General features: G+C 67.8%; 14 protein-coding genes. 9 read left to right on the top strand and 5 right to left on the bottom strand.

Translation table 11 applies throughout. The annotated features are described in order from the left end of the window. Window positions 1-120 precede the first annotated feature (120 nt). On the bottom strand, window positions 121-288 hold the full coding sequence (locus C8K30_RS30640) for a hypothetical protein (protein ID WP_158280941.1): 168 nt from the start codon (window positions 286-288) through the stop codon (window positions 121-123). A 34-nt stretch (window positions 289-322) separates the two neighbouring features. Between C8K30_RS30640 and C8K30_RS05400 the strand changes: the two genes are divergently transcribed. After that, window positions 323-937 carry an NUDIX domain-containing protein gene (locus C8K30_RS05400; protein ID WP_146197351.1) on the top strand — a complete coding sequence of 205 codons (615 nt, stop codon included), beginning with the start codon at window positions 323-325 and terminating at the stop codon, window positions 935-937. A gap of 71 nt (window positions 938-1,008) precedes the next feature. Here C8K30_RS05400 and C8K30_RS05395 read toward each other — a convergent pair whose 3' ends face one another. From C8K30_RS05395 to C8K30_RS05385, 3 genes are all read right to left on the bottom strand, one after another. After that, window positions 1,009-2,376, bottom strand: coding sequence for a sugar ABC transporter substrate-binding protein (locus C8K30_RS05395; RefSeq protein WP_108491784.1), 1,368 nt, complete (start codon window positions 2,374-2,376; stop codon window positions 1,009-1,011). 118 nt (window positions 2,377-2,494) lie between these two features. Continuing rightward, on the bottom strand, window positions 2,495-3,730 hold the full coding sequence (locus C8K30_RS05390) for a cytochrome P450 (protein ID WP_108491783.1): 1,236 nt from the start codon (window positions 3,728-3,730) through the stop codon (window positions 2,495-2,497). Window positions 3,731-3,951: 221 nt separating this feature from the next. Next, window positions 3,952-5,196: a cytochrome P450 gene (locus C8K30_RS05385; protein WP_108491782.1), complete on the bottom strand. Its 1,245-nt coding sequence runs from the start codon at window positions 5,194-5,196 to the stop codon at window positions 3,952-3,954. 224 nt (window positions 5,197-5,420) lie between these two features. On the opposite strand from C8K30_RS05385, the gene C8K30_RS05380 reads away from it, so the two are divergent. The 8 genes from C8K30_RS05380 to C8K30_RS05345 all read left to right on the top strand — a co-directional run bounded on the left by C8K30_RS05380 (window position 5,421) and on the right by C8K30_RS05345 (window position 13,128). Continuing rightward, entirely contained in the window at window positions 5,421-6,059 is a 639-nt protein-coding gene (locus tag C8K30_RS05380) for a 3'-5' exonuclease (protein ID WP_158280940.1), read from the top strand. A gap of 127 nt (window positions 6,060-6,186) precedes the next feature. Continuing rightward, window positions 6,187-7,509, top strand: a complete 1,323-nt coding sequence (locus tag C8K30_RS05375; RefSeq protein ID WP_108491780.1) for a hypothetical protein — start codon at window positions 6,187-6,189, stop codon at window positions 7,507-7,509. 200 nt (window positions 7,510-7,709) lie between these two features. Next, complete coding sequence (locus C8K30_RS05370) at window positions 7,710-8,924, top strand: sulfotransferase (RefSeq protein ID WP_108491779.1); 1,215 nt, start codon at window positions 7,710-7,712, stop codon at window positions 8,922-8,924. Between the two features lie 211 nt (window positions 8,925-9,135). Continuing rightward, window positions 9,136-9,837, top strand: a complete 702-nt coding sequence (locus C8K30_RS05365; protein ID WP_108491778.1) for a hypothetical protein — start codon at window positions 9,136-9,138, stop codon at window positions 9,835-9,837. A gap of 111 nt (window positions 9,838-9,948) precedes the next feature. Beyond that, a complete protein-coding gene (locus C8K30_RS05360) occupies window positions 9,949-10,722 on the top strand; it encodes a hypothetical protein (RefSeq protein ID WP_108491777.1) in 774 nt (257 codons plus the stop codon). 35 nt (window positions 10,723-10,757) lie between these two features. Beyond that, window positions 10,758-11,360: a hypothetical protein gene (locus C8K30_RS05355; protein ID WP_108491776.1), complete on the top strand. Its 603-nt coding sequence runs from the start codon at window positions 10,758-10,760 to the stop codon at window positions 11,358-11,360. Between the two features lie 48 nt (window positions 11,361-11,408). Next, window positions 11,409-11,936 (top strand): hypothetical protein, encoded by a 528-nt coding sequence (locus C8K30_RS05350; RefSeq protein ID WP_233256974.1) that lies wholly within the window; start codon window positions 11,409-11,411, stop codon window positions 11,934-11,936. 301 nt (window positions 11,937-12,237) lie between these two features. Beyond that, a complete protein-coding gene (locus C8K30_RS05345) occupies window positions 12,238-13,128 on the top strand; it encodes a hypothetical protein (RefSeq protein WP_108491774.1) in 891 nt (296 codons plus the stop codon). A gap of 185 nt (window positions 13,129-13,313) precedes the next feature. On the opposite strand, the gene C8K30_RS05340 is transcribed toward C8K30_RS05345, so the two are convergent. After that, a complete protein-coding gene (locus tag C8K30_RS05340) occupies window positions 13,314-13,577 on the bottom strand; it encodes a hypothetical protein (protein WP_146197348.1) in 264 nt (87 codons plus the stop codon). Window positions 13,578-13,669 lie beyond the last annotated feature (92 nt).

The following is a 13,669-nucleotide window of genomic DNA, read 5'->3' as shown; positions in this document are numbered from 1 at the left end:
AAGCAGCCCTCCTTGCCGCCGCATTGTGGCTGCCCGCTGTCCCACGGCGCAGCCCCGCGGACGACTGGTGCTGGCGTGGGTGGCTCACTGTCGAGGCGCCGAACGCATGGTTGGTGTCGGTCACGCTGTCCAGCCCGTCAGGTGGGGCCGTCCGGCAGGGGCCTGCGCGAGGTGCTGGGGTAGGTAAGGGGTGACGAACGAGAGGTTGCGGTCGCGGCGGGAAGCCATGCCGTCGCCATCGGGCTCGGGGCTGCCGATGTCACGGTCGGAGCTCGCTGGGCTGGTCAACGAGTACATCCAGGCGCGGACCGGACGCCCGAGCGTGCTCGCCGGCAAGGAGGTCGGCCGGTGGGAACGCGGCGAGGTACGCAGGCCCGGCAAGCTGTACCGCGATGCACTCCGTGCCGTACTGGGTGCCGTCTCCGACGAGGAACTCGGCTTCTTCCCCGCACCGCGCGGCGTGCCGCGTGCTGCCGGCCCGCTAAGGCCTGCTGCGGCAATGGTCGCGAACCAGGTCACCGCGCGGGCCTTGATCCAACGTGACGGACGGTTTCTCGTGCTCCGCCAACGCGGACAGAGCTGGTCGTTTCTCCCTGGAGGCTCCTTCGAGCCGGGAGCGCAGTCCGTTCAGGGCGCGTTGCTCGGCCACATTGCCGAGCAGACAGGTCTGGCTGTCACCATCGTCGGGTTCGCGGGTCTCATCGACCAGGGCGAGGTCAATGCTGGTGGCCCGGTCGACACGACGGACGAGGCGATCACGCTGGTGTTCGAAGCCCTGGCCATGTCGACCAGCGACAGCGCTCCACCTCGTGGCCGGGTGCTCGAGACCGACTGGCTGGCCGTGGCTGACCTGGCCGAAGCCGATGTGCGGCCAGTCGGGCTGCGCGAAGCACTCCTCGAGGGTGCGGACGGCGCGTTCTGGCGCACCTGGATCTGACAGTCCGCCCGGCACCAGGGCGGGACACTGCGTATGCCCACGGCACGGGTCCGTGGGCATACGCAGTGGACTCAGCGATTCACGTCGAAGCCTTGTTCGGTGCCGTACCGGACGATGTCGTCCTGCCAGCCCGTGAGCCCGTCGATCAGGGTGGTGGTGCCGGTGTAGGCCTGGCCGACGGTGTCGGGGTAGATGCTGTTGGCGTGGACCTGGTAGGGCAGGTACTGGAAGCCGGGCAGGACGTGGGTGGCGGAGTCGGCCAGGACGCGGTTGATCTGCTGCCCTCCGAAATACTCCGGCTCCTGGGCCAGGAATGTCGGGTCGGTCAGGTCCCGCATCGTGGCGGGGAACGCTCCGGCGTCCAGTCGGGTGGCGACGCCGTCGCCGATGTTCGCGTACTTGAGGAACTCGTAGGCGAGCTCCTGGTTCTGGCTGGCCTGCGTGACCGCGAGCGAAGACCCACCGAGCTCAGCAGTCTCGTTGGCGCCCTCGGTCCATTGCGGCATCCGGGCCACCCGCCAGTCCCCGGACGCCGCGCCGGCGCCGGTGCTCAGGTTGGCGGGCATCCACGCCCCGGTCACCAGCGCGGCGATCGACCCGTCGGACAGCCCCTGGAACCACTCGTCGGACCAGTCCGAGATATCCGCGACCAGGCCCTGGTCGATGAGCTGCTGCCACATGGTCGCGAACCGGAGCGTGCCCTCATCGGCCAGGTCCACGGTCACGGTGGTGCCGTCGACGGTGAAGGGTCGTCCGCCGGCCTGCCAGATCATCGACGTGGTGAAGGTGCTGATGCCGTTGTCCGCGGTGATGTAGGTGTCCGGGTCATAGTCCTGGAGGGCCTCGGCGGCGTCAGCGAACTCGTCCCACGTGGTCGGCACGGCCACCCCGGCCTCGGTGAAGACCTGCTCGTTGTAAAACAGGGCCATGGGTCCGGAGTCCATCGGCAGGGCGTGCACGGCGTCGGTGCCGCCGGTGACGGCGTCCCAGGTACCCGGGGAGAACGTGCGGCCGAGGTCGCTGGCGCCGTAGGGGGTCAGGTCGGTCAGGGAGTCGGTGATCGTGAACTGGGGCAGGGCGTGGTACTCGACCTGCGCGATGTCGGGGACACCGGAGCCAGCGCTGATCGCGTTCTGCAGGGCGACGTAGTGGTCGTTGCCCGTGCCGACGTTCGCCAGCTCGATGTCCACGTTCGGGTACTCGGCCTCGAAGTCGGCCACGACCTGCTTCAGGGTCGGTTCCCAAGCCCAGACCAGGAGCTCACCACCCTCGGCCAGCACATCGTCTTGGGTGCCGGTGTCAGCTGACGGGTCGACGCGACTGCTGGCGCTGGGACTGGAGCTGCAGGCGGCCAGCGTCAGCAGTGTGGCGATGACGGCGGTCGCGACGATCGCTTTCTGGTGCCGGAGCCGGTGGCTGACTGAGGTGGGACGGGGCATCGAGCGGGTCCTCTCGGAGGTTCGGTGGGGTTGTGTCTGTCGCCGGCCGCGCGCGTGGCGGAGCCGGGGAAGAATGTCGGTCTCGTCGCGGTGGCGCCTCAGGCGTTCCAGGGGCGGGTCAGACTCCGACGAGGTCCCAGTCGGCAGACGCAGCCTGGTGGGCGGGGAGGGTCAGGTGTCCCGGTTCATAGGTCACCGGGAGGGTGGCCGCGGAGCGGGCCCACAGGCCGGGTACGAACGGCAGGTCCTTGACCTCGATGTCCAGCTTCAGCGTGTGCAGCCCGCGCAGGACCTCCTCGACCGCGGTCTTGGTGATCAAGCGAGAGACGCGCTGAGCGGGGCAGCGGTGGACACCGGCACCGAAGGCCAGGGTGGCTCGACTGGTGGAGGCGTCCCACAGGTCGGCGCCTTCGTGCACGGTCTTGGTCGCGTGCGCGACAGCGCACACGATCGCCTCGCCCTTGTGCAGGGCGCGCCCGCCGAGCTCGGTGTCCTCAGTGATGAACCGGGCGGGGGTGTGCCAGGTCGGGGACTGGTGGACCAGGACGTAGTTCAGGGCCTCGTCCACACCGAGGCGGCCCGAACGGGTGCGGGTGCCGAAGTCCTGGTCGCCCAGCAGATGCAGCAGCGTCATGGTGGTCCAGGCCACGGACATCTCATGCCCGGCGGACTGGATCATCTGCGCGGTGTCCAGCAGCTCGGTATCCGTCAGGGCCCGGTCGTGATGCACGATCACCGAGAGCATGTCGTCACCGGGGTCCTGGCGCCGGATGGCGATTAGCTCGGTGAGCATCGCGTTCATGCCGACGAACGCAGGCTCCGCCGCCGCGGTGTTGGAGAAGATATCGGTGGCGTACTGCCTCATCCGGTCGGCGAGCTGGGCCGGCAATCCGTACATCGCAGCCACTGCCAGAGCCGGGACGGCTGCGGTGTAGGAGGCGACCAGGTCGGCCCGGCCCAGGGGCGCGATCTGCACCAGCAGCCGCCGGCACGCGGCGCGGACCTCGCGCACGAGCCTGGTCTCGTCGATGCTCGCGAACGCGTCGTCCACGACGTTCCGCAACCGCACACGAGGCTCACCCTCGGTGTAAAAGGCGTTCTCACGGGGGCGGAAGAACGCGTGCAGCCCGGTGCGCGGCCGGACCCGCCCATCGTGGAACGCGGCCCAGTGCTCGACGTCCCGGCTGAAGAACACCGACCGGCCCATCAGGACCTGCTGGATGTCCTCGAAATCGAGCACGAGCCAGGCCAGCACACCGTCGGACAGCTCGACCGGCACCACCGGCCCCCACTGCGCCCTCCACGTGCGGTACACCGCAGCCGGGTCGGGGGCCATGGTCGCCGCTGCCAGCATCGGCAACCCAGAACCTGGGCTGGCGGGCAGGTCGTCCAGACGGACATCAGAAATGCCTAACAACGTATTTCTCCTCGAAAGGGGCGAGTTCAGAGCGCACGAAACCCAGGCGCGACGAATGGTGGTTGCGGCGCCGAGAGCCATCGGTGGCGGGCGCTCGTGAGACGTTGGGGCCGGGGCCACCGTCAACGGTGGCCCCGGCACTGGTCAGACGCTGGTGGTCAGGCTCTGGGGGCGGCCAGGTGGACCGGGAGACGGGCGTGTCCGTTGGTGATGAACCCGGGGTTGGCCGGGATCGTGTCCGGGTCCTCGGCCAGGCTCAGGTCCGGGAACCTGTCGAACAGGGCCGGGAGTGCGGCCTTGGCTTCCAGGACCGCGAGGGGTGCACCGAGGCAGTAGTGGGTGCCGTGCCCGAACCCGAGATGCTCCCGGGACGCGCGCGTCGGGTCGAACACCTCGGGCCGCTCGAACTTGGCCGGGTCACGCCCCGCGCCGGCGTAGTTGACCAGGATCGCGTCACCCGCGTGGATCCGGGCGCCGCCGAGCTCGAAGTCCTTCACCGCGAACCGGAGCGGCAGGTTGGCGGCGATGCCGGCCCAGCGCAGGGTCTCGTCGACCACGGCATCCCAGGAGATCTCCCCGGCCAGCACCGCGGCCCGGTGCTCGGGGTGGGTCTGCAGCGCGAACACTGTCTGGTCGATCAGGTTGCCGGTGGTCTCGTACCCGGCCACGATCGTCAACCGCACCGTCTCCAGCAGGACCTCACGGGTGTAGGCCTCCTTGGTGCCCAAGGTCTTGACCATGTCACTGGTCAGGTCCACACCGGGCTCGGCGATCTTCCGGTCGACCATCGTCTCGATCGCGCCCAACAACGCCACGAACCTGGCCTGGGCGTCCTCGGGTGTGACCGTGGTGTCGAACAGCGCGTCCGCTCCGGCGCGGAACGTGCCGGCCAGGTCGTCCGGGACACCGAGCAGGGCACCGATGGCCTCGATCGGTACCGGGAGGCAGAACTCGGCCCGCAAGTCCACGACCTGCCCACCGGAGGCCGGCGGCGCGAGAGCAGCAAGGCGGTCGGCGACGATCTGCTCGACCACCGGTGCCAGACGCTTGATCCGGCGTGGCGTAAACGCCGGTGCTGCCCAGGACCGCAGGTCCCGGTGGCGCGGCGGGTCAGCAGTGAACATCCCCGCGCGGACCGCCCACATCAGCAGCGGCCAGTCGTTGGGGACGAGTCCGGCGAGGAAGTCAGCCCAGTACGCGATGTCCTTGGACACCAGCGGGTCCTTGTTGCGGACCTTGAGCAGCTCGACGGCCTCGCCGTACCCGAGGACCACCCACGCGGGTAGCCCGCCGGGCATCTCGACCCGGACCACCGGGCCGTCGGCACGGAGCCGGTCGATCTCGCCGTACACATCTTGCCCGGTCGGGTCCAGAACGTGCCGCGCAGGTGCCTCAGAAGTCATAGGCGTAACCGCACCAGCAGGTGCTCACCTGCCACAAGACCGCACCGCCGCATTCTGGCAAAGTGCGGCACCGCATTTTGTCAGAATGCGGCCTCTCGGGGTGACGCAAAGCAGAGCGAGAGCACTAGGGTCATTGTCGGCGGATTCCGTCGTGCATTCATACATTGTCATCAGGCGACAATTCGAAAAGGTCGTCGACTATCTGCACCCTTGGAGGATCGATCGTGAGTCGTGACGAGGGCTGGGCCGCGGCTGACTACGTCGTCGTCGACGTGGAGGGCAACGGGGCACGGCTGCCGCACCTCGTCGAGCTCGCGCTGGTACCGGTTCGCCAGGGCAGGATTGGCACTGCCCGGACATGGCTCGTGCGCCCAGCTGATCCGATCACGTGGCAGGCCACCCGGGTCCATGGCATCACCAACGACGACGTCGCCGAGGCGCCACCTGTCCGGCAGATCGCCGCGGAGGTCCTGGAGGTCCTGGGTGACGCGGTGCTGGTCGGGCACGCCGTGCACGTCGACGTCGACGTCCTGAGCCGGTCGTTGCCGGGCTGGGTCGGGCCGGTCACGATCGACACGCTCCGCCTGGCTCGCCGGGTCTTCGACCTGCCGTCCTACAGTCTGAGCGCGCTGGTCGAGCACCGTCACCTCGACGGGGGCCTGCCGGAAGGGTCGCGGCCACACCGGGCCGGATACGACGCTACGGTCACCGCCCGCCTCTTCGTCGACATCGCGTCGAACCTGTCGCCCGGTGGCGCGACCCAGCAGGCCCTCATGCTCGCTGGCGGCCCGGCAGATCCGCTGCGGGACGACGTGGCGCAGCCGACCTTGTTCGACCCGTTACGGCCGATCACGACGCCGTGAGCAAACCCGCGAGCTCTTGTGACACCCCGGGCCCCATCGCGCGGGGTGCCAGGAAGAGGCAATCGAGCGGCGTCGAGCCCTCTGGTCGTGTGCGACCGCTGAACACCGAGCCCTCAGGAGACACCAGATGATGTACCCGGCAGCGAGCGGCTCCGCGGCTCTATCGCAGACTGGCCGCTCGCCGATGGGGTTGCATGACCCGGTCGATGTCCCGCTGCTGGCCGACGTGCTCTCGGCGCGCGACCCTGTCGCGGTCTGGTCCTGGCTGCGTCAGCAGTGGGGAGCCGTCGCACCGGTCGGCTTGGGTCCCGGGGCACGAGCCTGGCTGGTGACCAGCTACCCGGCCATCGCTGCCCTAGCGCGGGACTCCAGCATGGTCACCACCGAGACCTCTGCGTGGAACCGTGACCCGGACGGGCTGCCGGCGTATCTCCGGCCGGCGTTCCAAGCCGGGGAGTGGCAGAGGGCCGAGACGAGCACCGGCGCGGAGCACGCCCGTTTGCGCGCCCCACTGGACGACGTCCTGGCCGCGATCGACGGCGCTGAGATCGGCCGTGTCGTGCGGGCGGTGTGCGAGGAGATCGCCGCCCACCTGATGGACCTTGCCCGGTCCGACCCGGGCGGTGAGATCGATCTGATGCGCGAGTACGTCGAGCCCGTGACCAGGCTTGGGTTCGGCGCGCTCCTGGGCGTGGACCCTGTCACGGGACGGCAGCTGTTCGAGCTCGCCGGTGCCACCCAAACCAGCCCAGATCCCGGGAGGTCAGGAGGCCCAGGTGGTACGCGGCTTGATGACGCGGGCCTGGGCGAGCTGAGCTTCCTGATCGGTGGGCAGGCGATGCCCGACGCAGGCGGTGGCATGACGCCGGCGGGCTTGCTCGCGGGTCACTCCGACTACCGCGGTATCCGCGAGGCGGTGCTGGGCACGTTGTCCTTGGTCTCGGGCGCGTCGGCGGGCCTGCAGGCCTGGTTGGGGCAGGCACTGCTGCGTGCCCTGACCGACCAAGGGTTCGCCCGGCGACTGGCTGGCGGGCGCCTGGGGACCGACGACGCGCTCGAAGCGGTCTTGTGGGACGCGTCCCCGGTCAGTGTGCTGGCCCCACGGTTCGCACTCAGGGACGGCCACCTGCTGGGCGAGGCCACCTGGATCGAGCGCGGCGATGCGTTCCTTCTCGCGGTCGGGGCCGCCGCCTGCGACCCGCACGTGCGCGGCACCGGCGCCTGGGACGGGCTCGGCAATCGAGCCCATCTGGCCTGGGGTGCCGGCTCGCACCGGTGCCCGGCACCGGGTCAGGCCCGCCTGATCGTCCGCACCGCCGTCGAGACCCTGCTGCGCCACGTCGAACCCGCCTTGAGCATCGACGCCCACCAGATCACCTGGGCGCTCGACCTGAGGTTCCGCCGACCGGCCACCCTGCCGGTCACCCTCGGCATCACCGCAGGACCGTGACCACCGGGCCGTGATCACAGGGCCGTGATCACAGGGCAACACCCGCGCGCACACCCCGCGGGTGGGGTGAAGGTGCTCCGCATGGCGCAAGGCCTCTTGACCGCCACTGGCTGCCCCGATAGTCCGTTATGCACCGATCGCTAGGCGCGAACCACGCGAGTCGTGACCGGCAACAGATCCAGCTACTACCGAGGAGAGTCGTGAGCCGTACCCCACGCACCACCCGTATCCTGAACACCGCACTGGCCCCGTTTGTCACGGGCTACCGGGACCCCGCCGGGTCCTGGGCGAAGGCGGTCGCGCAGGTCGAGAAGGAGGCAGGTGCCCAGGACCGCCCGTTCGCCGACGACCTGGGCAGGATCCTCGAGGGGGCGGCCGAGATCCCGGGGCTGTCGCCGCTGGGCTGGTTCCTGATCAGCAACGAGGTCAAGGGGAAGTACGCCAACCGACTGCGGGTGGGCCGTGTGCTGGCTGAGCACCCGCAGGTCGCCGACGAGCCGATCACCGCGCCGGTGTTCGTGTGCGGGTTGCCGCGCACCGCGACGACGCTGGCCCACCGGGTCCTCGCGGAGTCGCCCGACCACCGTGGTCCGCTGACCTGGGAGCTGCAGCACACGATGCTGCACGACCCGCGCACGGAGCGGAAGGTGATCAAGCAGCTGCAGCAGGGTCTGTCCCTGATGGAGCTGTTCGCTCCCGGTCTTCAGGAGAAGCACCCGATGTACATCGACCGACCGGAGGAGTCGGTGCTCTTCTTCGCGCACGGGGTGCACTGGCTGCTGCAGCGCGGGCCGATGCCGTCCTACAGCGCGTGGCTCGCCGACTACGACGTACTGGCGGAGTACGAGTTCCTGAAGCTGGGGCTGCAGGTGCTCCAGCACGGGCGCGAGCCCAAGCGGTGGGTGCTGAAGTACCCGGGGCACCTGAGCGACATGGACACGATCCGGCACGTGTTCCCGGACGCCACGTTCGTGTGGACCCACCGTGACCCCGTCACGGTCATCGGCTCGTGCGCGAGTCTCTTGGAGACGTTGCAGGGCATGGTCCAGCACGAGGTGGACCCCGAAGTGGTCGGACGAACCGTGTTGGATCACCTGGTCAACCAGGTCAACGATGGCCTCCAGACGCGAATGAACCTGCCGCCGTCCTCGATCGTGGACGTGCCCTACCACAAGCTCAGCGCCGACCCGTTCACGGAGGTTCCCCGGCTGTACGCCGCGATCGGGGCGAGGTGGACCACCCGGGACCAGAAAACCCTGGCCGAGGTGATCGCCAAGCCGAAGGGCGCCCCGTCCCATCAGTACGACCTGTCCCGCTACGTCGACCGTGCCGAGGCCGAAGCAGCATTCGCGCCGTACAACCGCATGCTGGACCGCCTCGACCTGCGCGACGCCACCCCGGCAATCGAGCTGTGAAAGGTTCGCCATGAACATGACCGTGTCGTCGAAAGCGCCGCGGGTATCGACCTGTAGCTTGGCGGGCGAGCTGTGGTCCGCTGCCGCTCAGGACGAACTTGCCCGTCTTCCTCCTGACGACACTCCTGGGCGTCAGCGTTGCGCGTTGCTCGCGCGCCAGCGACGCTCTGACCAGGAAGTTGATGGTCGAGCTCTCAGACAAGGAACTCGTATGACGCGTGACAGCACCGATCCCCGATCTCAGATGCGCATCGAGTACATGGGCTCGATCTCGGGCCTGGGCATGTACTCGGCGGCGACCCGGGAGGGCCTGGAGGCGCGTCTCCTGGACGCACGAGAGCAGATCCTTGACAAGGCCGCGCGGATTCTGCGGGAGGAACCCGCACGGGAGCAGGCCGCCGTTGACGAGGCCCTCGCGCAGGGAAACGACTTGCTCATCAATTCCAAGTCGGACGGCTCTCGGCGGGTCGTGCATCGGGTCACTTGCCCGAGTGTGGTCGGGCGGCTGGATCGGCACGCAACTTGGACCGCGATGGTTGAGGAGTACAGGCAGTGGGTGCAGTCGAGTGAGGACCCCGAATTCCGCGTGGCGGTCATGATCGCCGATCATGGCCAAAGCCCTGTGCCTGTCGAACTGTCTACCAAGGACAAGGTCCAACGAAGTGGTCGACCCCGTCGCAAGTGCCGATCGTGCGCGCCGGATGTCGATGAACTGGCCGCGCGTTCAACCAGAGATGACCCGAAGCAGATCATGGCTCGGTCGCTCAACGAGCGGCACGTCGGCGGGAGAGTCACGCGAGATGGCACCGATCTGGGGGAGGTCGTCGGAGTCGGGATCGCGGTGGTCACGGCTGATGGTGTGCATGTGCTCAGCCATGACGAGAAGATCGCCGTGACCTACCCGAATTCCTGATGGAGCGCGGAGATCGTGTACCTGCCGACGCGGGGTGGGGGTGTACGGGTATGGGTGCGATGTCATCCAGCAGCGCGCCTCCCCGGAGCCAGGTGACAGGAGGGGAAAGTCGTGTCGCTGTATGAGTCGGAGAACGCGCTGAACGAGATCGATGACAGCCGGATCGCGGAGACGACGTCGTCGTTCAGCCTGGGACAGATACTGATGGGCGGGTTCAGTCGCTCGGTCAACCCGGGGTTCCAGGACCAGGTTGACCACGCTCTCCGGGCGTGTCGTCGACGTGGGCGGGCGGTCCTGTCCGATCCCTGGGATGTCGTGGACGAAGGGCAGATCCTTGACGTGCGTGTTCACGGCCTCGACACCGGGATTATGCCCTTCGGCGAGTTCGCCAAGCTCGGCGGGACCGGCCAGGTCAGCGTGGCTGCGTTCTGGGCGCACACCGTCGTCAGCCCGTCCTGGGATGCCGGTAACGGCGTCGGCGATCTTCATGTCGTGCTGGTCGGCTCTCTCGAGAACGTCGCACGAGCGCGTTGGGCTGCTGAGGTTCCGGACATGGTCGGACACGAGTTCCCGTCGGACCCGTCCTTCCTCTCGTCTGTGGTGGCCCGTGAGCTGGGGCTGGATGGGCCGCATGTGCGGCATCACATTTACCGGTTCGAGAAGGTGCACGATCTGGTGCCTGGGGACCGAGCGGCCTTCGCGCTGCAGGAGACGCACCGCGCCGCGCAGAGCCGGCACGTCGATGGCGCGCCAGCCACGTGGGTGCGACAGCGTCTGCGATCGGCGCGCATCGTCGCACTCGCGGCCGACGTCGAGCCGGAGCCGCTCGCCGAGGCCGGCCGGATCCTGGTCGCGCGCCCGGTGCTGATCCAGGACCTCACCTAGCCCAGGCTCTCTCCCACAACCGAACGGAGCAGCCCGTGAACGACGACATCTGGGACGCCCACACCGCCCAGGCCAATCTCCCTGCATTGCTCGCTGAGGCCCGGGCCGGGCTTCCGCAGACCATCCGCGACGGCGGCGAGAATGACCTTCGCGTGGCTCTGGCCGACCCGGGGCCCGGTGGCCCTGGATCCTTCCCCCAGGACTACGTCCTCGGCGCGACCGCGGCGGCGGAAGCACTAGTGATAGCACTCGCGCAGTGGCACGAGAAGCACTACCCCAGCAAGGGTGAGCAGCCGAGCGAGGCACGCAGGCACATGCCCGCCAACCTGGCCGGCGACGTCGCGCACTGGATCAAGAGGGAACGGGGCGTGCACGCGCTCGCTCTCCATGTCGCGGACTACGCGATTGCACTGCGCAACGCGCAGGACACTCTGGGGCTACCTCGTTCGAGGGTCAGCGCGATCGCCGCCGGTCTCGACCTGACCGCACGCCCAACCCTTATCGACTCATCTGCCAGCCAGGCGATCGCCGAGAGGGTCTGGGCGGACGAGTGGGGCGAAGACGCCGCTGAGACGGTCCTGGGAGACGACTGGGGTCACATCGCTCGCCGCGGTGACGGCCCGCGACCCGTCTTCTGAACCGGCTCGCTTCTCGGGATCGTCAGGGCGACCAGCAGCCGTCATGCCGTGACAGCTCGACTGGTCGGGCTGACAGGAACGGGCCCGTGGTTGGTGCATCTGAGCGGCCGATCTGCCATCCTGGTTGATAAACCAGGTACAGGAGTGGAAATGCGAGACGTGTTCGAGTGCCGTGCGGGCAGTTCTGCGACGCGCCACAAGGCCGCTGTGATCGCTGTTGCGCTGGCGGGTGTGGCACTGCTCTCTGCCTGTGGCGGCACAAGCTCCACCGCCGATGGGGAGTACCTCAGCACCAAGAGCGATGACCTGATCCGCCTTGTCGTCGATGGCAGCTCGGTGACGTACACGGAGATCCACTGCGACGGCGACCTCGACGACGCCGAGACGAGCGTCGGTGAGCTCAACGAGAGTCAGACGGCAATCGCGTGGACACAGGCCGGCCGGTTCGAGAACAGCAACGAGATCACGTTCACCGAGAACAGTGTGGACATCGGCGGGTGGGAGGCGTTCTCCCGTGAAGGATCCGACGCGGGCAAGGCGGTGCGTGCCGACCACGATGAGCGTTGCGCCGGCTGAGGCTGTCCTCCTGCGATCAGCAGACCGCCGCCAACACCACGACTCTGGTGGCCGGACCACGAGCGGATCAGCGAGGTCGTTTGCCAGTGTCTTCGGTTCAGAGGCGAGATCGTGCTGGGGCTGGTGGCGCACTGCTTCGGTGCCGGAGGGCTATTCCAAAAAGATCCATGGTGTATGCGAGTGCATTCATTTCTCCATGAGGCAAGATTCGGCGGGTGAAGTGGTCAGATATTCCGGGCTTTAGCCTGACTTCGGTGGATAGCGTGTGATTCCGGTTATCACGCGACTATCTGGAGTTTCGATGCGAAGAGATCGATATCTGAGCGCGGTCCTCGCCACGCTCGTTCTGGCGCTGGGACTGCCGAGCACGGTAGCCGTCGCAGCGCCCGACACAACTGCCTCGGCCGTCACCGATTTCACCGACTGCACAACGGTCGACATCGAAGCGGGCGACTGCCTGCTGTGGGTCGCGCCGACGCCACAGGAGGCTGATGTAGCAGTCGTGACGCAGGCTCTTGAGCTTGGACAGGCCGAGGCCGCCCATGCCTTCGTCGAGAAGCGAGCAAGTGTCGTCAGCGACGCCAAGCAAGAGGAGCTGGAGTCGATACTCAGCTCCGACGAGTCCGAGGTCCCGTCCCAGTCGCTCGCGGCCGGCCCGTGGGATCCGCCAGTCGGCCAGGTGTCGGGCTTCCTGCACATCATCAACGAGCCGGCCACCTACGGGTACTACAGCAACGGCGAGCTGGTCACTGTCGGGCAGCTTCAGGTCCTGCTCTACTACAACCTGGAAGGTGCCCTGGAGTACTCCATCCAAGGCGACATCAGCATCAACAGCGGTCCTGGCGTTGCTTTCCCGGTGTTCGAGTGTCGCACCATTCACGAGGAGATCTGGCCCTTCCCAGAGGTCACTGTCTGGGATTGGCCCAACTGTCGCAACTACGCACAAAGGAACTACTACACGACCTTTCCAGCGAGCGTCCCGACCGAGAACTGGAGTGGCGGCACGCCGGGGGAGACGTACCACCCGGAGTACGAGATCAACTGGCGACCCGACATTGCCGGGGCTCCGTTGTTCGGGCTGATCTTGCAGGCGCACTCCTATCGGATCGAGAACCCTCCAGGGGTCCGGCCCACCTGGATTTTGCCTGACGACGCAGCACACAGCCCGGCGCGCCTTGATCGCGCCAGCTGAGAGCACTGCTGCTTGATCGGCAGAATGAGCCATATTGCCCAGGCTTCGGGTGGAGCGTGCTCTGCTGTACGTGTATGCCACCCGAAGCCTGGGCGCTCCGAGTCCGTCTCCCTGCTCTTGCCGGCTAGGAGGCTCAGCGGTGTCGTGGAGAGCTTCCTGGAGCAGCCGAACGCGCTAAACCCAGTTCAGGCGTTGGCTTCTCGAAGCAGTTCCAGATCGCGGTGCATCTGAGCTCGCCGTTGCGTCGTGAGGAAGTCGAACTGGGTGCGGCGAAGCTGCAGGGCCATCGCGGCATCACAGTCGAACAGAGCCATGAGCGCTGCGTCGGGATCACTGCTCTGCAGCGCCTCGAGGAAATCAGCGAGCCGGTCGGGCAGATCGAGCACGATCGAGGTGTACTGCGCCGTCCACTGGTTACGGCGCGTTTCGTCGTCGGACCTGGCTGCCATCACAACTCCTCGTGAGATCGACCTGTTGGCGCGACATCCTGGACGCACGGTGGTGGTTCGCCATGCCAAGCGTAGCGTCGATGCAATTCCTG

Origin of the sequence: Promicromonospora sp. AC04, from assembly GCF_003058225.1 — a bacterium.
In the GTDB taxonomy this organism is placed as follows: Bacteria; Actinomycetota; Actinomycetes; order Actinomycetales; family Cellulomonadaceae; genus Promicromonospora.
The sequence above is the reverse complement of the archived record's forward strand: the minus strand, read 5'-3'. Positions and strand labels throughout refer to the sequence as shown.

Excerpts from the sequence above, each read along its gene's own strand:
- C8K30_RS05395 (WP_108491784.1), bottom strand. The coding sequence starts at position 2,376 with ATGCCCCGTCCCACCTCAGTCAGCCACCGGCTCCGGCACCAGAAAGCG.
- C8K30_RS05390 (WP_108491783.1), bottom strand. The coding sequence starts at position 3,730 with ATGCTGGCAGCGGCGACCATGGCCCCCGACCCGGCTGCGGTGTACCGC.
- C8K30_RS05385 (WP_108491782.1), bottom strand. The coding sequence starts at position 5,196 with ATGACTTCTGAGGCACCTGCGCGGCACGTTCTGGACCCGACCGGGCAA.
- C8K30_RS05375 (WP_108491780.1), top strand. The coding sequence starts at position 6,187 with ATGATGTACCCGGCAGCGAGCGGCTCCGCGGCTCTATCGCAGACTGGC.
- C8K30_RS05365 (WP_108491778.1), top strand. The coding sequence starts at position 9,136 with ATGACGCGTGACAGCACCGATCCCCGATCTCAGATGCGCATCGAGTAC.
- C8K30_RS05340 (WP_146197348.1), bottom strand. The coding sequence starts at position 13,577 with ATGGCAGCCAGGTCCGACGACGAAACGCGCCGTAACCAGTGGACGGCG.
- C8K30_RS05345 (WP_108491774.1), top strand. The coding sequence starts at position 12,238 with ATGCGAAGAGATCGATATCTGAGCGCGGTCCTCGCCACGCTCGTTCTG.